This is a genomic window from Labilithrix sp., assembly GCA_019637155.1.
Classification (GTDB): Bacteria; Myxococcota_A; Polyangia; order Polyangiales; family Polyangiaceae; genus Labilithrix.
In genome coordinates this window covers 487,251-507,710 of sequence record JAHBWE010000002.1, presented here as the reverse complement: position 1 = coordinate 507,710, position 20,460 = coordinate 487,251, and the positions used below count along the sequence as shown (strand labels likewise).

Annotated in this window: 13 protein-coding genes; 9 read left to right on the top strand and 4 right to left on the bottom strand. The window is 71.0% G+C overall.

Annotated elements, in window-relative coordinates:
• Positions 1-188: 188 nt before the first annotated feature.
• Positions 189-866 (bottom strand): DJ-1/PfpI family protein, encoded by a 678-nt coding sequence (locus tag KF837_05925; protein ID MBX3226828.1) that lies wholly within the window; start codon positions 864-866, stop codon positions 189-191.
• Positions 867-1,029: 163 nt separating this feature from the next.
• On the opposite strand from KF837_05925, the gene KF837_05920 reads away from it, so the two are divergent.
• Together KF837_05920 and KF837_05915 are read left to right on the top strand one after the other, a co-directional pair.
• Complete coding sequence (locus KF837_05920) at positions 1,030-4,923, top strand: exodeoxyribonuclease V subunit gamma (GenBank protein ID MBX3226827.1); 3,894 nt, start codon at positions 1,030-1,032, stop codon at positions 4,921-4,923.
• Positions 4,920-8,390: a UvrD-helicase domain-containing protein gene (locus KF837_05915; protein ID MBX3226826.1), complete on the top strand. Its 3,471-nt coding sequence runs from the start codon at positions 4,920-4,922 to the stop codon at positions 8,388-8,390. The genes KF837_05920 and KF837_05915 overlap by 4 nt, the downstream gene beginning before the upstream one ends.
• Positions 8,391-8,757: 367 nt before the next feature.
• On the opposite strand, the gene KF837_05910 is transcribed toward KF837_05915, so the two are convergent.
• Positions 8,758-8,934: a hypothetical protein gene (locus KF837_05910; protein ID MBX3226825.1), complete on the bottom strand. Its 177-nt coding sequence runs from the start codon at positions 8,932-8,934 to the stop codon at positions 8,758-8,760.
• 203 nt (positions 8,935-9,137) lie between these two features.
• Here KF837_05910 and KF837_05905 point away from each other — a divergent pair, with 203 nt between their 5' ends.
• The 5 genes from KF837_05905 (at position 9,138) to KF837_05885 (ending at position 12,651) form a co-directional block, all read left to right on the top strand.
• Positions 9,138-9,560, top strand: a complete 423-nt coding sequence (locus KF837_05905) for a PD-(D/E)XK nuclease family protein (protein ID MBX3226824.1) — start codon at positions 9,138-9,140, stop codon at positions 9,558-9,560.
• Positions 9,557-9,871, top strand: a complete 315-nt coding sequence (locus tag KF837_05900) for a hypothetical protein (protein ID MBX3226823.1) — start codon at positions 9,557-9,559, stop codon at positions 9,869-9,871. The genes KF837_05905 and KF837_05900 overlap by 4 nt, the downstream gene beginning before the upstream one ends.
• A gap of 138 nt (positions 9,872-10,009) precedes the next feature.
• Entirely contained in the window at positions 10,010-10,402 is a 393-nt protein-coding gene (locus KF837_05895) for a type II toxin-antitoxin system RelE/ParE family toxin (GenBank protein MBX3226822.1), read from the top strand.
• Between the two features lie 51 nt (positions 10,403-10,453).
• Positions 10,454-10,729 carry an XRE family transcriptional regulator gene (locus KF837_05890; GenBank protein MBX3226821.1) on the top strand — a complete coding sequence of 92 codons (276 nt, stop codon included), beginning with the start codon at positions 10,454-10,456 and terminating at the stop codon, positions 10,727-10,729.
• Between the two features lie 554 nt (positions 10,730-11,283).
• The gene (locus KF837_05885) at positions 11,284-12,651 is read left to right on the top strand and encodes a hypothetical protein (GenBank protein ID MBX3226820.1); all 1,368 of its coding nucleotides are present in this window, start codon (positions 11,284-11,286) and stop codon (positions 12,649-12,651) included.
• Here the strand turns inward: KF837_05885 and KF837_05880 are convergent.
• Together KF837_05880 and KF837_05875 are read right to left on the bottom strand one after the other, a co-directional pair.
• Positions 12,608-13,840 carry an outer membrane protein transport protein gene (locus tag KF837_05880; GenBank protein MBX3226819.1) on the bottom strand — a complete coding sequence of 411 codons (1,233 nt, stop codon included), beginning with the start codon at positions 13,838-13,840 and terminating at the stop codon, positions 12,608-12,610. The two genes, KF837_05885 and KF837_05880, sit on opposite strands and share 44 nt — an antisense overlap.
• Positions 13,837-16,761 carry a hypothetical protein gene (locus KF837_05875; protein MBX3226818.1) on the bottom strand — a complete coding sequence of 975 codons (2,925 nt, stop codon included), beginning with the start codon at positions 16,759-16,761 and terminating at the stop codon, positions 13,837-13,839. Before KF837_05875 ends, KF837_05880 begins: the two co-directional genes overlap by 4 nt.
• Positions 16,762-16,865: 104 nt before the next feature.
• Here KF837_05875 and KF837_05870 point away from each other — a divergent pair, with 104 nt between their 5' ends.
• The gene (locus KF837_05870; GenBank protein ID MBX3226817.1) at positions 16,866-19,013 is read left to right on the top strand and encodes a Zn-dependent oligopeptidase; all 2,148 of its coding nucleotides are present in this window, start codon (positions 16,866-16,868) and stop codon (positions 19,011-19,013) included.
• A 395-nt stretch (positions 19,014-19,408) separates the two neighbouring features.
• Complete coding sequence (locus KF837_05865) at positions 19,409-20,458, top strand: dipeptide epimerase (GenBank protein ID MBX3226816.1); 1,050 nt, start codon at positions 19,409-19,411, stop codon at positions 20,456-20,458.
• Positions 20,459-20,460 lie beyond the last annotated feature (2 nt).

The following is a 20,460-nucleotide window of genomic DNA, read 5'->3' as shown; positions in this document are numbered from 1 at the left end:
CCCGCACGACGTCATCGCTTCGCTTCCACGTCCTCACGTGGGGCGCTGCAAGGTCGTCTTGCTCGCGGGCGTCCTCACCACGCCGCCGCAACTACGAAGCAACGCGCGACCTCGGGCATCGCGACCTCGCGCATCGCGACCTCGAGCATCGCGACCTCGCGCATCGCGCTCCGCGCCCGCGCCCCGCGCTACGCCGTCGCGAGCGCGCGGAGCTGCGCCTCGCGTTCGCGGTAGCGCGGGGCGTTCTTTGCGCGGACGGCGGCGACGAGCTCGGGGCCGGCGACGTCGGGGTGACCGGAGCGAAACGGCGGTAACGGATCGTATTCGAGCTCGAGCTGGATCTGCTGCGCGCACATCGCGCCGGCGAGCTTGGCCGCGAGCGTGAGACCGAAGTCGAGGCCGGCCGTCACGCCGCCCGCGGTGATGCGGTTTCGATCGACGACGACGCGCCCCTCTCCCGGCGTCGCCCCGACGAGCGGGAGCAGATCGCGATACGCCCAGTGCGTCGTAGCGCGATAGCCGCGCAAGAGCCCCACCGCGCCGAGGAGCAACGCGCCGGTGCAGGCGCCGGTGACCCACGCCGCGCGCTCCCCTTGCTCGCGCACCCACGCGCGGACGCCATCGTCGGCCGTCGCCGCGATCTGACCGGGCCCGCCCGGAACGAAGAGGACGTCGAGCGGCGGACACGCATCGAAGGTCGTGCTCGCCGCGAGGACGAGGCCGGAGTCGGCGCGCAGCGGCGCGGTGCTCTTCCAGACGAGGTGCACCTCGACGTCGGGCACGCGCACGAGGAGCTCGTGGGGCCCGGTGAGATCGAGCTGCGTGAGCTTGGGGAAGAGCAGCATCCCGACGTGCGTTCGCGCCATCCCTTCATCATGCCATCACGCCCGAACGCCGCCGCCACGCCTGCGTGTGGGTTGTGGAAAACCGGCGGGCAACTCGGGCGTAACCGGCGCACAACTCGCGAGCAACTCGTGGAGGAAGCTCCGCTGGCTGACGCGCGTCCGCCGATGTATCGATATGGCCGCGATGGCGAGCGTGACGTTCCAGAGCTCGAGCGCGGAGGAGCGCATCGCGCGTGCAGCGAGCTGGCTCGCCGCGCGCGCCGACGAGCACGTCACCATCGTCGCCGCCTCACTCGAAGCGGCAGGAGAAGTCGCACGTCGCGCCGTCGTGCTTCGTGCCAACCCCGCGTCCCCCGACGCGGCGCCGGTGGGCGCGCGGCTCGGCGTTCGTGCCACCCCCGCGTCCCCCGACGCGGCGTCGGTGGGCGCGCGGCTCGGCGTTCGCGGCAACCCCGCGTCACCCGACGCGGCGCCGGTGGGCGCGCGGCTCGGCGTTCGCGGCAATGCCGCGCTTGGGTGGCAACGGGCGACGCTCGCGAGCATCGCGGCGGCGAGGGCGCGTGTCGAGCTCGCGCGCCTCGGGCTCGTGCCGGCGAGCCCGCTCGCGCTCGAGGCTATCTGCGCGCGCGTCGTCCACGACCACGCGGGCGCGCTCGGGCGGCTCGCGCCGATCGCCGATCGCCCGGGGCTCCCGCGTGCCCTCGCGCGCACGCTCGGTGAGCTCCGCCTCGCCAAGGTCGAGCACGTCGCCGACGCAGACCTCGCCGCGCTCCTCCGCGCCTACGAGACCGAGCTCGCCGCCGCCCATCTCGCCGATCGCGCACAGACACTCGCGATCGCCACGCGCCTCACCCGCTCCGCCGCCGCGACCACGCCCCCCAATCAGGAGCACCACAAGGCCGACGACGCTACCTCCCGCACCACCGCCGCCGCAGGTGCGGACACGAACGCCGCGGGCACGGGCACGAGGCGCGCGCTCCTCCTCGTCGACCTCGCGCTCGAGCATGCGGCCGAGCGTGACTTCGTCGCCGCCCTCGTCGCGGACAGCGTCGACACGCTCGCGGTCGTCCCCATGGGCGACGAACGCGCTCTCGCGCTCACGCAAGCAGCCCTCGGCAGCACGACGGTCGAGCGGCCGGCCGCCGCCGCGCGGCCGCCGCTGGCGTACCTGGGGGACGGGCTCTTCGAAGCCGCCCCCGCCGCCGGGGTCGTGCCTGCCGATGCGGTGACGGTCCTCTCCGCGCCCGGTGAGAGCCGCGAATGCGTGGAGATTGCACGTATCGTGTTGGCCGAGGCCTCACGCGGGACGCCGCTCGATCGGATGGCGGTGTTGCTGCGTGCGCCGGCGTACGGGGCGCATGTCGCGGAGGCGTTTCGGCGCGCGAGGGTGCCCACGTTCTTCGCGCGCGGCAGCAAGCGGCCCGATCCGAGCGGGCGCGCCTTCCTCGCGCTCCTCGCTTGCGCGCACGAAGGGCTCTCCGCGGCGCGGTTCGCCGAGTACCTGTCGCTCGGCGAGGTGCCGGCCGAGGAGGCCTCCGGCGCGCCACCGCCGCCGCGGCCGCGCGCCGAGCGCGTCGCGGTGCCCGATGAAGACACGCTCCGCGGCATGACCGGCGCCGGCGCCGGCGCCGCGACCGACGACGCGCCTACCGAGCCGCCGCCCACGCCGCCCGCCGACGCCGAGGAGGACCGCGCCGTCGCGGGCGGTACGCTGCGCGCGCCGCGACACTGGGAGCGCCTGCTCGTCGAGGCGTCCGTCATCGGATCGGCCGAGCGGTGGGAGTCGCGACTCGCCGGGCTCGCGAAGAAGCTCGAGGCCGACGTGGAGGCGTACCGGCGCAAGGACGAGGACAACCTCGCCGAAGGATCCGCGCGCGAGCTCGCCGCGCTCGAGGCGCTCCGCCGCTTCGCGCTACCACTCATCCACGACCTCGACGCCCTCCCGAACCGCGTCCCGACGAAGGTCCCGCTCGTCACCGGGGCCGCGAACGCCGCGCAAAGCCCCGCCCCAGGAGACGAGCAGCGACCGCCGGCGAGCACGCTCGTCACCGGGGCCGCGAATGCGGCGCGAAGCGCCCCCGTCTTCGGGGGCCCTGGTGACGAGCAGGGGGTACCGGCGAGCACGCTCGTCACCGGGGCCGCGAATGCGGCGCGAAGCGCCCCCGTCTTCGGGGGCCCTGGTGACGAGCAGGGGGTACCGGCGAGCACGCTCGTCACCGAGGCCGCGAATGCGGCGCGAAGCGCCCCCGTCTTCGGGGGCCCTGGTGACGAGCAGGGGGTGTCGGGGGCGAAGCCCCTGACCATGAAAGCGAGCTGGTCGCAGTGGCTCGATGCGCTGACGGCGCTCGCCACTCGCGCGCTGCGGCATCCCGATCGCGTCCTCTCCGTCCTGGCCGAGCTCCAGCCGATGGGGCGCGTCGCCGACATCGACATCGCGGAGGTGCGCCTCGTGCTCGAGCCGCGCCTCTCGCAGCTCCGCGTGCCGGAGACGGGGCGACGGCACGGCAAGGTCTTCGTCGCGACGACCGACGAAGCGCGCGGCCTCTCCTTCGACGTCGTCTTCGTCCCCGGCCTCGCCGAGAAGATCTTCCCGCAGAAAGTCGTCGAAGACCCGCTCCTCCTCGACGAAGCCCGCGCGCGCCTCTCGCCCGACCTCGCGACGAACAAGGAGCGCACCGACCGCGAGCGCCTCGCGCTCCGCCTCGCGATCGGCGCCGCCACGCGCCGCGTCGTCATCTCGTACCCCCGCGTCGACGTCGAGCAGGCGCGGCCGCGCACGCCGTCCTTCTACGGGCTCGAGGTGCTGCGCGTCGCGGAGGGACGCCTCGGCGACTTCGAGCACCTCGCGCAGCGCGCCGCCGCCACCGCCGAGGCGCGCATCGGCTGGCCCGCGCCGCGCGACCGGAGCGACGCGATCGACGAGGCCGAGTACGATCTCGCGCTCCTCGACGACGTGCTGCAGAAGCCCGAGAGCGAGGGCGAAGGCCACTACCTCGTCGGCGCCGCCGACGTGAACCCGCACCTCGCGCGCGCGCTCCGGTTCCGCTTCGCGCGCTGGGACGGGAGCCAGATGACCCGCTCGGACGGCTTCGTGAAGCCGGCGGAGGCGGCGAAGCTCGCGATCGCCGACCACGCGACGACGAAGCGCTCCTTCTCGCCGACCGCGCTCCAGAACTTCGCCGCGTGCCCGTACCGCTTCTTCCTCTCCGCCGTGCACAAGCTCGCGCCGCGCGAGGAGCAAGAGGCGATCGAGGAGATGGACGCCCTCACCCGCGGCTCCCTCACCCACGACGTCCTCTTCCGCCTCCTCACCGAGCTCGCGGCGGAGGGCAGGCTCCCGATCAAGACGTCGTCGCTCGACGCCGTGCGCGACCGCCTCGAGGTCGTCCTCCGCGACACCGCGGCGAAGTACAAGGACGACCTCAAGCCCGCGATCGATCGCGTCTGGGACGACGCGGTCGCGAGCATCGCCGCCGATCTGCGCGAGCAGGTCCGGCGCATGGCGGAGGAGACGGAGTGGATCCCCGCCCACTTCGAGCTCTCGTTCGGCCTCAAGGACCGCCGCGCGCAGGACACGAAGAGCACCGACGAGCCGGTCGCGATCGACGGCGGCCTCCTCCTCCGCGGATCGATCGACCTCGTCGAGCGCAAGAAGAACGGGGCGCTCCGCGCGATGGACTACAAGACCGGCAAGGTCCGCGCGAAGGACGAGATGATCATCGGCGGCGGCGAGACGCTCCAGCCCGTCTTCTACGCCCTCACCCTCGAGAAGCTGTTCCCTGGCGCGCGCGTGGAGGAAGGCGTCCTCTACTACTGCACCTCGACCGGCGACTTCAAACAGGTGCCGGTGCGCCTCGACGACGACGCCCGCGCCGCGGCGAAGCTCGTCGCGAAGACGATCGGCGACGCGCTCGCGAACGGCTTCCTCCCCGCCGCCCCGAAGATCGAGAAGAAGGGGAGCGCCTGCACGTGGTGTGATTTCAAGCCGATCTGCGGACCGTACGAAGAGGTCCGCACGAAGAAGAAGCCCGAGGTCGGCCCGCTCAAGGCCCTCGCCCAGCTGAGGAAGCAGCGATGAAGCCGCTCGTCGACGCCGAAGCGCGCCGCCGCATCGCGGAGGACCTCGGCGCCACGCTCGTCGTGGAGGCCGCGGCCGGCACCGGGAAGACGACCGCGCTCGTGGAGCGCATCCTCTCGCTCCTCCGCACCGGCGCCGCGTCGCTCGCGAGCGGCAAGAACGACCTCGTCGCGGTGACGTTCACGGAGAAGGCGGCCGGAGAGATGAAGCTCCGCCTCCGCACCGAGATCGAGCGCGCGCGCCAGGGCCTCGCCGAGGGCGCCGAGCGAGACCGCCTCGATCACGCGCTCGAGCAGCTCGAGGCCGCGCGCATCGGGACGATCCACGCGTTCTGCGCCGACCTCCTCCGCGAGCGGCCGGTCGAGGCGCGCATCGATCCGCTCTTCGAGGTCGCGGCCGAAGACGAGCAGGAGCGCCTCTACGACGACGCGTTCACCTCGTGGTTCCAGGCCACGCTCGCGCGCCCCTCGCGCGAGGTCCCCGGCGTCACGCGCGTCCTCCGCCGCGCCACGCGCGAGCGCGACCAGGACGGCCCCCGCGCCGCCCTGCGAAAAGCGGGACGAAACCTCGTCGAGCAGCGCGACTTCCCCACGCCCTACGAGGCGCCCGCCTTCGACCGCAAGGGCGCGCTCGACCTCGTCATCGAGGAGCTGAAGGGCCTCGGCGACCTCGCGAGCAAGGGCTTCCCCGACAGCTGGCTCACGAAGTCGCTCAAGGAGATCGGCCGCGTCGTCTGGGAGATCGAGCGCCGCGAGGAGAGCGGCGAGCCGCGCGATCACGACGCGGCGGAGGCGGCGCTGCGCGCGCTCGCGCGACAGCGGCTCTGGGGCTGGAAAGGCTCCGGGCAGTTCTTCAACAAAGCGGAGGGCCTCCTCCGGCAGGAGGTCCTCGATCGCCGCGCGAAGGTGAAAGAAGACCTCGATCGCACGCTCGACGTCGCCGACGCCGAGCTCGCCGCCGCGCTCTGCCGCGAGCTCCGCGGCATCGTCGAAGAATACGAGCGGCGGAAGCAGAAGACAGGCAAGCTCGACTTCCTCGACCTCCTCGTCCTCACGCGCGACCTCCTCGCCGACAACGACGCCGTGCGCGCCGAGCTCCAGCGCCGCTTCGGGCGCCTCCTCGTCGACGAGTTCCAGGACACCGATCCGCTCCAGGCCGAGATCCTCTTCCTCCTCGCGGCGGACGATCCGAAAGAGAGCGATCCCGGGCGCACCCGCGTCGTCCCCGGGAAGCTCTTCCTCGTCGGCGACCCCAAACAATCCATTTATCGATTCCGCCGCGCCGACGTCTCCTTCTACGAGTCCATCAAGAAGCGGCTCGAGAAGGACGGCGCGACGACGCTGCAGCTCACGACGAGCTTCCGCGGCGCCCCCTCGATTCAGCATTTCGTGAATGCCGCTTTCGAGCCGCTGATGCCCAAACGGGAATCGGACGCGGTCGCCTCCCAAGCCGAATACGTCCCGCTCGCGCCGTACCGAGCGGATCCCGAGGGGCGCCCCACGATCATCGGACTACCGGTCCCGCGCCCTTATGGCGATTACGGCAAGATCGTCCAATGGCAAATCGAGGAGTCCTTCCCCGACGCGGTCGGCGCCTTCGTCGACTGGCTCGTGACCAAGAGCGGCTGGACGATCACCGAGCGCGGCTCCGACACCCCGGTCCCGATCCGGTCCCAGCACGTCTGCCTCCTCTTCAAGCGACTCCAGAGCTTCGGCGCCGACGTGACGCGCCCGTACGTGCGCGCGCTCGAGGCGCGGCGCGTGCCGCACGTCCTCGTCGGCGGGCGGAGCTTCCACGAGCGCGAGGAGGTCATCGCGCTCCGCAACGCGCTCGCGGCGATCGAGTGGCCGGACGACACCTTCTCCGTCTACGCCACGCTCCACGGCCCCTTCTTCGCCATCGCCGACGACGCGCTCCTCGCGTTCAAGCACCAGCAGCGCCACATCCACCCCCTCCGCAAGCGCGACGCCGCGAAGCTCGATGACCTCACCCAGCCGGTCGCGGACGCGCTCGACGTCCTCCGCCGCCTCCACTTCGAGCGAAACCGCCGCTCGGTCGCCGACACGATCGGCCAGCTCCTCGAGGCGACGCGCGCGCACGCCGGCGTCGCGATCTGGCCCGCCGGCGAGCAGGCGCTCGGCAACATCCTGCGCGTCCTCGACATGGCGCGGCGCTTCGAGCAAGGCGCGGTCACGTCGTTCCGCGGGTTCGTGCTCCGCCTCGAAGAGGACTCCGAGCGCGGGGGCGTCAACGAGGCGCCCGTCGTCGAGGAGGGCACCGACGGCGTGCGCATCATGACGGTGCACAAGGCGAAGGGCCTCGAGTTCCCGGTCGTCGTCCTCGTCGATCCGACCGCCAACGCGACGTTCCGCGAGCCGTCGCGCTTCGTCGATCCCGCGCGGAAGCTCTGGGCGGTCCCGCTCTGCGGCGCGTCGCCGAAGGAGCTGCTCGAGCGCCGCGACGAGATCCTGCAGCAGGACCGCGAGGAGGCCCATCGCCTCCTCTACGTCGCGACGACGCGCGCGCGCGAGCTGCTCGTCGTGCCGGTCGTCGGCGACGATCGCGGCGACGACGAGAACAAGTCGTGGCTCGATCCGCTCACGCCCGTCCTCTACCCGGTGCCGGAGGAGCGCCGCGCCGCCCGCCGCGCGCCGGGGTGCCCGAAGCTCGGGGACGACAGCGTCTTCGAGCGCCCGAAGAACGTCGAGCGCGACGCGGAGTGGTCGGTGATGCCAGGCCTGCATCGCCCGAGCGTCGGCGAGCACGCGATCGTCATCTGGGATCCGCACGCGCTGGCGCTCGACGCGCAGGACCAGGCCGGTCTCCGCCACGAGCGCGTCCTCAAGAAGGGCCCCGCCGCCGCCGCGAGCGAGGAGCGTCACGCCGCGTGGAAGCGCGCGCGCGCCGAGACGATCGAGCGCGCCGCGAAGCCGAGCGTCGTGCTCCGCACCGCGACGGAAGCGAAAGAAGACGCGACGGAGGCAGGGGCGCCGATCGAGATCGTCACCACCGACGCCGAGCGCAGGGCGCGTCCGCACGGCAAGCGCTTCGGCATCCTCGTGCACGCGGTCCTCGCCGCCGCGCCTCTCGACGCCGACGAGGCGACGCTCGCGGACGTCGCGCGCATCCAGGGCCGCCTCGTCGCGGCGACGGAGGACGAGATCGCCGCCGCCCGCGCAACGGCGAAGGCGGCCCTCGCGCACCCGCTCCTCGCGCGCGCGCGGGCGGCGGAGCGCGTCGAGCGCGAGGTCGACGTCATCCTGCAGGAAGACGACGGCACCATCCTCGAGGGCATCGCCGACCTCGCCTTCTTCGAGCGCGGCGCGGGCTGGACGGTGATCGACTTCAAGACAGACCTCGCCCTCGGCGATCGGAGAGACGCGTACGCGCGGCAGATCGCGATCTACGCGCGCGCGATCGCCGCCGCGACCGGCGAAGAGGCGCACGGCGTTCTCCTCTCCGTTTGACGCCGCTGTACTGGTCCATCGACGTTTGCGACCAGAAATGCCGATAGAATCGGTGCGCTCTCGGTCCGGAAGTTCCTCCAAGCCAAACCCGACGGTCGCGCGAGCGACGTACTTCGAGAGCGGTCCGCCGAAATCGATCTGGTGTGCCGCAAGCCTGAGCCGCTTCGTGCTGGACCCGGATCCGCACACGGCGATGAAGGACTTCTTCCGCACGACGGTCAACTCGGCGAGGAGCTGTGGCCTCTTGGGCATCTATCTCGACGCCATGAGGCGCCTGGCCTGGCAGCGGCTCGACGAAGAGCTACGCTCGATGCGATGCGCGTCGTTCAACGCGCCGCCGCACGTTTCGCGAAGGCGACGCGTGCGTCTACGTGATCCCCGTCGCGCGCGGCTGGCTCCTTCTCGGCATCTCGTTCTCCCGATCGCTCATCTCCGCCTGGTCGGTCGCCTCGAGCGTGCCGCCCACGTCCTCGCCCTCGCGCTCGCCGACCGGCCCGGCGCCGAGCCCAACGCGGACCCACGGGCGGCGCACCTGCAGAGGCATTCCGCGCGACGCTCCGGCGCTGATCCACATTCCAAACGACGCGCTCTGTCGCAAGCGCGGGTGACATGGAGTGATGGGCAACGCCACTCGCACGCTGACCCTCCCTCGCGGCTTCGGCGGGATTCCCACGCCGGCTTGCCTGGAGCGTCCATGACGCTTCAACTCTCGCGGCCCGCACGTCGGGCGCCGTCGGCGTGAGCCCCTTGTGCCGCGGTTTCCTCGACCTCCGCACGCGGTGCGGCCACGCGCAACGGCGCGACCACACGCGTCTTCGACAATCCGGGGCGCACCAACGACACGCTCGACAAGGGACGGAGGACGAGATCGTCGCCGCGAGCGCCACCGCGAAGGCGCCCTCGCCCACCCGCTCCTCGCGCGCGCGGGCGGCGGAGCGCGTCGAGCGCGAAGTCGACGTCATCCTGCATGAAGACGACGGCACCATCCTCGAGGGCATCGCCGACCTCGCCTTCTTCGAGCGCGGCAAGGGATGGACGGTGATCGACTTCAAGACAGACCTCGCCATCGGTGAACGGAAGGACGCGTACGCGCGGCAGATCGCGATCTACGCGCGCGCGATCGCCGCCGCGACGGGCGAAGAGGCGCGCGGCGTCCTCCTCTCCGTTTGACGCCGCTGTACTGGGGCGACATCGGCGTCGCGATCGCGGGCGCGCTGCTGGTCGTCGGCGCCGTCCTCGCGTACGCGGCCCGCGACGCGCGCCTCCATCTTCGCGAGGGCATTGTCGTCGCTCCGAACGCGCGCCTCCTCTACGGCAAGCACGTCGCGATCGACGGCGTCGCGCCGATCCCGGAGGGCGTCCGCGCCCGGATCCTCGACGAGCAAGGCGGCTTCAGCCGCGTACACCTCTCCGGCGCGACGGCTACCTGCCCTCGAGCTTCGTCCTGCCGCTCGCGAAGCGGTAGCTCGAACGCGCGTTGACGAGCTCGTCGGGGCGGGCGGAGATCGCGAGCGCCGATGCGTTGGACTGGCCCGGGCCAGGCCAAGGTCTGGCGAACGGGCTTTGCAGGCCTTCGTGGTCAACCTGGCGGCCTGATCGGCTTCGCGTAGGATGCCAGCGTGGGCGCCGACGACAAGAAGCCTCGCCGCCAGTGGCGTGACTATCGGACCCGCGCCGGCGGGCGCCCCGTGAAGGCATTCCTCGACGATCTCACCGACGACGAGCTGGCCGCCGTCGTCGCGGGCATGAAGGAGGTTGTCGAGCGCGGCCTCGTCGCCGGCAAGCATCTCCGCGGGGACGTCTACGAGGTCCGCGCGGACGCCACCACGCGGAGCTTTCGCGTGCTGTTCGCGACCGAGGGGCGTTACAGCCAAGTGCTCCTCTCTCTCTCGGCGTTCGAGAAGCGCACCCAGAAGACGCCGCCGCGCGAGCTCGACCTGGCCGAGGAACGCCTCCGTGACTGGCGCGAGCGTGGCGCGGTGAAGAAGCGCGCCACGCGGCCGCGCTCATAGCTTCCAGGCTATGGCGTTGACGATATGTTTTCCGCGCTTCACACTGGATGCATGCCGAAGGACTTCCTTGCCGAGATCGTGGACGAGCGCACCCGGAAGAACCCGGCGTTCCCGGACTTGGTTCGCGAAGCCGAGACCCGCCGGAAGCTCGCGCGGAAGCTCGCCGCGCTCCGCGAGAAGAAGGCTCTTTCGCAGACCGTCGTGGCCGCCCGGATGGGCACTTCCGCCTCGGTCGTGAGCAAGCTCGAGGCGGGCGGCGATGTGAAGCTCTCCACGCTGCAGCGTTACTGCGCGGCGATCGGGGAGAAGCTCGCCGTCGCAGTCTGACGCCGAGCTGTCGGAGCCGCTACGCCCATGCCACGTGAACCCATCTCGAAGGAAGCTCTGGAGGCGGTGCTCACGAAAAGCGCGCGAAGATGCGCGATGTGCTTCGGCCTGAATGGTTCGCTCGCCCAGGCGCGAGGCTCTCCTCGAGTACATCCTCCGTCCGCCCATCGCCCAAGAGCGTCACCCGTGGTCCCGAAGGACTCGTTCGCATCGCCCTCAAGCAGCCCTTCTCCGACGGAACCTACGCCCCGTCGACCGTCCTCGCCTCCGCGAGCAAGCTCCGCTCGCGCATCGTGCGAGCCGCCCGAGGCGACCGACGCGCCACCGGATGCAGACGCGGACGCGAACGCGCTCCCTCCGCAACGCGGTCGCTACCGCCCATGGGCAGAGTTATTGCGGCGCACGTTCGCCGTGGACCTGCGCGGTTAGAGCAAGCGGACACCACCCGCTGAGCTCTCGAGGATCCAGGGGCCGTCGAAATCGCGCGTAATGCGTTGATCTCAGGCCGTTCGGCGCGGGTCGTTGTTGGTGTACGACTTGCACCTACCCTCTCCATGCTCTCGACTCGCTTCTGGGGATTGGCGTTCGTCGGGGCTGCCGCCGCGCTCGGGACCGCGTGCTTCGCGGCGGGTGAAGACGTCGGAGAGAGCGCGCCGCAGGTGACCTCGTCCCGGCCGACGGTCCTCGGCGCCGTCGTCGCGATCGAGGGCGGCTGCACCGCGACGAAGGTCGGTCCGAAGCACCTCCTCGTCGCCGCGCGCTGCGTGACGAACAAGCCCGCGTTCGCGATCGGGAAGAGCCTCACGTTCCGCAAGGCCAACCTCGACGACAAGACGCAAGACGAAGCGCCGACCGACGCCGACGCCGGCACGGACGCGACGACCGACGCGAGCGACGCTGGTGATGCGGGCGCGGACGCGGACGCGGACGCGACGGTGGACGCGACCGACGAGCTCCAGGACGGCGGCGCGGATGCCGAGGCCGACACGACGCCGAACGCGAGCACCGGCGACGCGACCGAGGCGTTCGTGGACACGATCGCCGAGATCAAGATTCATCCGAGCTTCCTCAAGAAGTGCGGGACGGGGGTGTGCGCTCGCGGTGGCGCGGGCGGCGCGGACGTCGCCGACGTCGCGATCATCGTCCTCTCCAAGGACATCGCCGGCATCCCGGCCGCGCCGATCGATCTGGAGCCGTCCCCCGCCGCTGCGTCCGTCCTCGCCGTGAGCAACGGCTGCGACGAGGCCGCTCTCGCCGCGCCGCGCCTCCGCACGAAGCCGGCCAAGCTCGCGCCGGCCGACGCCGTGCAGCACGAGGGCTCGCCCTTCACCGCCGAGTCGGCGACCGCGCTCGCGCAGTCGTACGTCGTCACGACCACCGAGCCGGGCTTGCTCGGCATCTGCTCCGATCGCGACCTCGGCGCGCCGCTCTTCGACGCGGACGGCACCGCGATCGTCGGCGTCGCGTCGAACGTGACGGTCGCGGGTCCGACCGCGACGCTCCCCAGCACGAACCACTTCGCGCGCGTCGACGGCTTCGCCCGTCACCAGGTCGGCGGCTGGCTCAAGGAAGCCGGCGCGACGACGGTGCGCTCCTGCTCCGGTGACGAGTGCAAGCCGTTCCCGCAGGCGAACGCCCCGACGCCGGACGCCGGCGAGGACGCTGCAAGCGCTCCGGCCGAGAAGTTCTCGCCGCCGGAAGAGGACGAGGCGGCCGCCGAGTCCGAGTCCGAGTCCGAGTCCGAGCTGCCGGCGGAGGAGCCGAGCAGCCCCGCAAAGAAGAAGAGGGCTACGACACAGCCCGGCTGCAGCTCGACGGGCAGCGCGGGTAGCAGCTCGGGCTTCGGCTTCATCGCGCTCGCCGTCGCGGCCGCGCTCCTTACTGCCCGCGCTCGCCGCCGCCGCTCCGATAGCCGACCGTGATGCCGAGCAGGTTCGCGGTTCCCTGGTAGTCACCGGGGAGCTCGCGCGCGGTGCTCTCGCGCTTGAGCAGAATGACGAGGCGGTAGCCGAGATCGACGTGGACGCCGGACGTGTGCATGTAGCTCCCGCCGACCGCGAAGTTGATGCGGTCCGCGTCCGGACTGTCGGGCGTCAGCGTGTCGCCGGGTGACGGGGTCGGATCGTAGACGAGGCCGCCGCGGACGCGCCATTCGGGGGAGACCTCGCCCTCCGCGCCGACGTGATAGTTCGCGACGTTGCTCCAGCGCTTCGGCCGCGAGCTCGAGAGCGTGCCGCTCGCGTCCTCGGGAAACGTGAGATCGATGGAACGGAGGTTCGCCCAGCCGTACCAGACCACGTCGGCGGCGATGAGGAGGGACGGCACCGGGCGGAACGCGGCGCCCATCGACAGGATGTCGGGTGTGAGGAGGGACGTCGAGACGGGCTGATCGAAGATCGCGTTCGCGAGCGGCTCCGGGACGTTGTCGAAGTCGGCGAGTCCGTCGTAATTGAGCTTCACCGCGCTCCGGTAGTGGACCCCGAGGTGGAGGCGCTTCGGGATCGCGTCGACCTGCGCGCCGATGTTTCCGCCGAACCCCCACGTCGCGCCGCCGAGATCGACGCCGCCTTCGCGCTCGCCGAACGCGAGCCGCCGCTGGAGCCGCACGGTGGAGCGCACGAGCTGAAAGCCGGCGCCGATCCGGACGGGCCCGAGCTTGTAGGCCACGGTCGGGTTGAGGAAGAACGTCTGGATCGAGATGTCCGTGATCTGGCGGCGGCCTTCCCAGCCGTCCGGCCAGGAGAGCGTGCTGCCGAACGGCGAGAAGAAGCCGAGGCCGACGGAGAGATCGTCCGTGATGCCGCCGGAGACGTACGCGTTGACAGGCGGCACGATGCGGAAGTCGGTGCTCGTCGATTGCCCGCTCCGGTTCGTGTAGCTGAAGCTCGGCATGATCAGCGTCGCGCCGACCTGGGCGTCGAGGACCTTGCCGCGCGCGATCCCGGCCGGGTTGTAGAAGATGGCCGAGGAGTCGTCGATGAAGCCGGTCACGGCCGTCGCCATCCCGGTGGGCCGCGCGGAGTGAACGTCGAGCGCGAAGCCGGCCGCTCGCGCGTCGGTCGTCGAGAGCAGCACACCAAGCGCAAACGGCGCGACGAGCCGTCTCGTCACGGAAGCTTGCCCGTCGCGAGGAAGGTCGCGGCCTGCGTCTGGGCCTTCGCCGTGAGCGCGGTCGGGGCGAGGAGGAAGCCGTGCCGCGCGGTGAGGGGGACGCTCGTCGTCGTGAAGGAGTCGCCGGCCTCGGTGAACTCGTAGCAGAAGAGGGGCGCGACGCAGCCGAAGCCGGGCGCGCTGGTGGGGTCGAAGTCCTTGTTCGCGGCCGCGCGGACGAGCGCGAAGTTGGAGATGTTCGGGACGGTCTGATCGCCTTCGATGAACTGGATGAACGCCTTGCGGTTCGCGTTCGGGGTCGTGGTCCCGGAGACGTCGATGCCATGGGTCAGGCGGTAGCCCATGTTCGCGGGATCGGCGGGATCGAGGATCCACTGGATGACGCCGAGGAACTGATCGAACTCGGGCGTTCCCGGCTTGATCCCGCCGTCGGCGAGGGTCTCGAGGAGGGCGGCCTTCTGCTCCGCGAACGACGGCGCGTTGAGGATGATCTGCGGGAGGGCGCCGCCCGGCACGTTGAGCACGACGTGGGTCGTGTCGGGCGAGACGGCGTTGAACAGCGTGCCGAGGATGCCGCCCATGCTCTGCCCGACGTACCCGAGCTTGGTGCCGTCGAGCGCGATCGTGGACTGGCCCGCGAGGCCAGTCGGGCCCGGGCTCTTGATCACGCGCACGAGCTGCGAGAGATCGATCACCTGCTGCCGGAAGTTGTCCCGCGTCGCGAAGAAGTTCGTGAGGCTGAACATGTTCCAGCCGCTGATGAGCGGCTTGCCCGTCGGATCGCGCGCGAGATCGCCCGCCTGACACTTCAGGTCCGACGCGCAGCGGCCCTGTCCGACGCCGGCGCAGAACCCGTCACCGGAGGGGCCCGGCGCGCACGGGTTCCGCGCCGCGTCGTTGCGCGCGACGCAGAGGCCCAGCACCGGCTCACCGTTGCAGCGCTGCGTCGCCGGATCGGCGCAGGCGGCGTCGTCCGTCGTCTGCTTCGTCGCCGTCTGCGAGCCGGTGCACGAGGTGCGGTCGCCGTGGAACAGGACGTCGCTCGCGATCGTGACCTGGCCCGCCTTCGCGAGCGCGTTCGCGATCGGGAGGGCGTCGTTGCGGGAGCGCGTGAAGCCGTGGCCGAAGATCGTGGTCGGGTAGCCCCCCGCGGGCGCAGGCGAGCTCGGCACCGTCATGAGGAAGTCGACGCGGTGAACGACCGGCTTGGCCGGATCGAACGCACCGCTCGGCGACGTCACGAGCACGGGCGTGAGGAAGGACCCGGCGAAGAACTTCGCGATCCCGTCGATGGGGATCCCGCCTGCCGTCGCGACGGCGCTGAGCTGCGCGGTCACGTCGCGGACGGCGACGGGGCCGGCGGGGAGGCCCGTCGCCTTGGCCGGGACCTCTGCGAGCTGCTCGAGGGTCGAGGCCTCCGACTGCGTCGTGAAGATCCACGCGAGCGCGAGGTCGGCGCGCTTCGGGCCGCCCTCTGCCTCGAGGGCGTCGAGCGCGGGCTCCATCGCGAGGCGGAGCGGCTCGAGCCTCTTCGCTTGTTCGATGGTGAGGTTCGAGAGCGTGGGTTTGTCGCCGTCGACGAGGGATGTCCGCGAGCGGATGAACGCGAACGCGGGCGGGGGCGCGAGCGGCGTGCCCTTGTCGTCCTTCACTCCGCGCGTGACGTACGCGAGGTAGGTCGTCTTCTCGTCGAGCGGCGCCTCGAGCTTGAGCTGGAGCTGCTGCGGCAAGGTCTGCTTCGTGCCGCTCTCGTCCGCGCTCGAGAGGCAGTTGAGGCACGGCGTGATGCGCGGCGTGGTCCGCGCGCCGGCGGGGACTCCCGGCGCCACCGCGACGAGGCCGACCGTGTCCGGGCCGAGCGTCGCAGGATCGATGAGCGCGTCCTGCTGGAGCGCGCCCAGCTTGGCCGAGTTCTCACTCACCGGCGCGGTCTGCGTCGAGAAGCCGTCGAGCGTGTTGAGCCCGCACGTGAGCTGCACCTGGCGGTCGCCCTTCGGATCGGAGAGCGCCTTCGCGCAGTCCTCCGGCGTCAGCGGCTCGCCCGTCGTGGGGTTCGGGAGCGCGACCGTGCCGTCCGGACCCGTCCGCACCGCGTCGTTCGGGAACGGGATCACGCGACTTCCCGGATCGAACGTGGGCTCCGCGGCGTCGACGATCGTGAACGTCCACACGACCGGGATGTCGGTCTGCGCGACCTGCTTCGCCTGCGCGATGCTCTCGAGGAGCGGGGCGTAGCCCTGGCGGAGCTGGTCGAGGCGTTTTGCTTTTGCGACCTGATCGGCGAACTTCTCGGCGGGATCGGTCTTGCTCGACGGGATGATGTCGACGGCGGGCTTGCACTCGTCCGGATTGGCGGGATCGCACTCGAAGAGGGGGAACTTCCCGGAGACGAGGACCCAGGCGGGGGAGCCGATCACGCGCTGGCCCTTCGCGCCCTTGACGCCGCTCCCGCTCGAGCCGCCGATGACGGCGATCGCGTACCGATGCGCGCGCGTCCAGCCGCCTGCCGGAGCGGCGATCGAGATGGCGATCTTCGTCTCGTCGTAGCGTGGCGTGACGGTGGTGACGGGCGCGCCGCCGTCGGTGAGATCGAGGACGACGACGCTCTCCGCGTCGACGGTCTCCGGATCGAGCGCGCCGCTGAGCAACACCTCGGCCGTGCTCTCGTACGGGAACCCGTTCAGGCCGCCGAGGTAATCGGTGTTGAACTCGCGCTGGGCGAGCGGCGTCGCGTCGTTCGAGGAGACGACGAGGAGGCCCGTCGTCGCGTCCTTCGCCAGATCGTTCGGGGTCGGGACGACGGGCACCTCCGCGCCTGGATCGAACTTGACGAAGATCGCCTCCGGCGGCGGATCGTCCTGTTTGATCTCCGGGGCGCACGCCACCGCGAGGACGAACGGGAGGAGCCACGCGCGCTTCACGGGGCCTCTCGTCTCCAAGACGTCCCACCTCCGCCGATCCCGCACCTCGCGAAGGTAGCATCGCTCGCGTGTCGAGAACGGCGATTGTACTAAGGTGCGCCGCGATGAAGCTGCTCCGCGCCTGCGTCCCCGTCCTCTTCCTCGCCGCTTGCGGTCACGAGAGCCCGCCCGCGGAGCTGCCGGCGAAGCCGCTCACGCCGCCGCCGACCGCGAGCGTTCCACCGGCGGCCCCGCCGCCCGAGCTCGCGCCGCTCGACGTGGACCCCGTCGTCCTCGGCCTCGGCCGCAGCACCGCGGGGCCCGGGAGCGACGAGCTCGCGCGCGCCGGCATCGAGCAGCTCTGCGATCGGAGCATCGCGCGCGCGGAGTCGCTCCTCCGCGAGATCCGCGGCCTCGACACGAAGGACGACGTCGCGCTGACGTGGGAGGCGACGGCGGGGAAGCTCGATCGCGCGAAGCTCGCGCTCCGCAACGCCGGCGACTTCCCCGCCCTGATGGCGGTCTCGCACCCCGACGACGGCGTGCGCGAGAAGGCGAAGCTCTGCGAGCCGAAGATCGACGCGATCGACACCGCGCTCTGGCTCGACAAGCGCATCGCGAACGTGATGAAGCGCTACGCGGCCAAGAACGAGGCACTCGGCGGCGCGAGGAAGCGCCTCCTCGATCGCACGCTCCGCGACTTCCGCCGCAACGGCCTCGAGCTCGACGACAAAGGGCAGCAGCGCCTCCGCGAATTGAACAAACAGCTCACCGACCTCTCGCTCGAGTTCGACACGAACCTCGCGCAGTCCCACCTCACGGTGGAGGCGACGCCCAAGCAGCTCGAGGGGCTGCCGAAGGAGTGGCTCGTCTCCCGTCCGCCGAACAAGGACGGCAAGGTCGTCATCACGACCGACTATCCCGATTATTTCCCCGTCCTCACCTACGCGAAAGACCGGAAGCTCGCGCTCGCGCTCTACAAACAATTCGAGAATCGCGCGGCGGACAAGAACGTCGCCGTCATCGAGAAGATGCTCGCCCTCCGCGAGGAGCGCGCGAAGCTCCTCGGCTACGCGACGTGGGCCGATTACATCCTCGAAGAGCGCATGGCGAAGGACCCGAAGACGGTCGCCGCGTTCCTCGAAGGCCTGAAGAAACACGTCGCGAAGAAGGGCGACGCCGAGATCGCGGAGTTCAAGAAAGCGCGCGCGAAGCTCGGGGTGAAGGAGTCGGAGCCGATCCCGCCGTCGGACCGCCTCTACCTGGAGGACCAGGTCCGGAATGCCAAATACGGCCTCGACTCGAAGGAGGTCAGCAAATACTTCGAAGTCACGCGCGTGAAGGCGGGGCTCCTCGACATCACCTCCAAGATGTTCGACATCAAGTTCCGCCGCGCGGAGGGCGCGCCGACCTGGCACCAGGACGTCGAGCCGATGGAGGTCCTCGACGCGAAGGGGACCGTCCTCGGCCGCTTCTATTTCGACCTCTATCCGCGTGAAGGCAAATACAAGCACGCCGCCGTATTCGGCATTCGCGACACGGCGCGGATGGAAGACGGATCCCGCCTCATGCCGATCGCGGCGATCGAGTGCAACTTCCCGAAGCCGGGCGGCGCCGCGCCGGCGCTCATGAGCCACCAGGACGCGGTCACCTTCTTCCACGAGTTCGGCCACGTCCTCCACCACGTCCTCAGCGAGGCGGAGCTGTCGTCGTTCGCGGGCACCAGCGTCGCGCGCGACTTCGTCGAGTCGCCGTCGCAGATGCTCGAGGAGTGGGCGTGGAACAAGGACACCCTCGCGCTCTTCGCGCGCCACCACGACACCAACGCGCCGCTGCCGGCGAACCTCCACGCCGCGATGCTCCGCTCACGCGGCTTCGGTCGCGGGCTCGCGACGCAGCGCCAGCTCTACCTCGCGGCGCTCGATCAGGCGTACCACACGCGCCCGGTGCCCTTCGACACGACGAAGGTGCTCGCCGAGATCAACGACGCGTACACGCCGTTCAAGTACGTCGAGGGCACGCACTTCCAGGCGAGCTTCGGTCATCTCATCGGCTACGACGCCGGGTACTACGGCTACCAGTGGGCGCTCTCGATCGCGCAGGACCTCTTCACGCGCTTCAAGAAGGAGGGGCTCCTCAACCCGAAGACGGCGGCGGAGTACCGGGCGATGATCCTCGCCCCGGGCGACAGCGACGAGGCGGCGAAGCTCGTCGAACGCTTCCTCGGCCGCGCGCCGAGCGACGCGGCCTACAAAGCGTTCCTGCTGGAATAGTTTGTCCGGGCATCGAAGAGGCGAGCACGCGGCAGAAAAACGTTCTGACGTTTTTCTGCATCGTGCGAGCGGGGTGCAGGGGCGGAGCCCCTGCGTTGAAAACTACGAGGCGGCGCCGAGGACGACGGCGGCTACGACGGCGAGCCAGCCGAGCGCGCCGAGCGTGCTCTGGAGGTCATGCGTCTCGAGGTAGGCTTTCATGATGTTCTCCTTCCCTGCGAAGAGGATGCCAGGACCACAGTGTAGGCACACGTACACAAACGTCGGAAATTACTGGTGCGCTTACGTAAGAGCTCGGAATCGTGCGGGCGAAAGACGCCTCAGCGGCCGTCTGGCGCTCGATCCATCCTCCCGCTGACCTTGCGCATCGCGACGCGCAACCCGATGCTGGCGCGATGCCTCGCATTGCGCAGGTCCGTGCGCGCCCGCTCGACGTCGCCATGCGAAAACCCTTTGGAATCGCGGGCGGAGCCCAGGAGCACGCCCGCAACGTGCTCGTCACCCTCGAGACCGACGGCGGCCCGACCGGCCTCGGCGAGGGCGCCCCTTTCCCGGCGTTCAACGGCGAGACGCAGGAGGCCGTCCTCGCGTCGTGCGCGCGCGTCGAGCTCGCCGGCGTCGACCTCGAGGACACCGCCGAGATCCGAGCGCGTCTCGGTGACGCGACGCCATCGACGCGCTGCGCGATCGAGACCGCCGTCGTCGACGCCCGCGCGCGGGTCCGCCGGATCCCCCTCCACGTCATGTTCGGCGGATCCATGACGGAGATCGTCACGGACGTGACGATCACCACCGGCACGATTGACGATGCGCGGCGCGAGGCCGCGTCCTTCGCCGCCTTCTCCACCCTGAAGGTGAAGGTCGGCACCAACGTGGAAGAGGACGTCACGCGCGTGCTCGCCGTCCGCGCCGCGCGCCCCGACGCCCGCCTCCTCGTCGACGCGAACGCCGGCTTCACCCTCGACGACGCGCTCGCCTTCGCCGCCGGCGTCCGCGCGGCGCGCGTCGACCTCTTCGAGCAGCCGGTCCGGAGCTGGGACGACCTCGCCGCGTTCCGCGCGCGCGCCGGCGTCCGCGTCGCGATCGACGAGTCGGTGACGTGCGCCGCCGACGTCGCGATCGCGAAGGCGCGCGGCGCCGCCGACGCGGTGAACGTGAAGATCATGAAGTCGGGGATCTTCGAGGTGCTCGCGATCCTCGCGCGCGCGGAGGAGGAGGGCCTCGATCGGATGATCGGCGGCATGGTCGAGACGCGCCTCGCGATGGGGACGTCGGCGTGCATCGCGGCCGGGCGCGGCGGCCTCACGATCATCGACCTCGACACGCCGCTCTTCCTCGCCGCCGATCCGTTCGCGGGCGGCTACGCCCAGGACGGAGAGCGCATCGATCTCGCCCCGATCGAGCGCGGCCACGGTCTGCGCGAGCTTCGCGGAGCGCTGGTATAGTC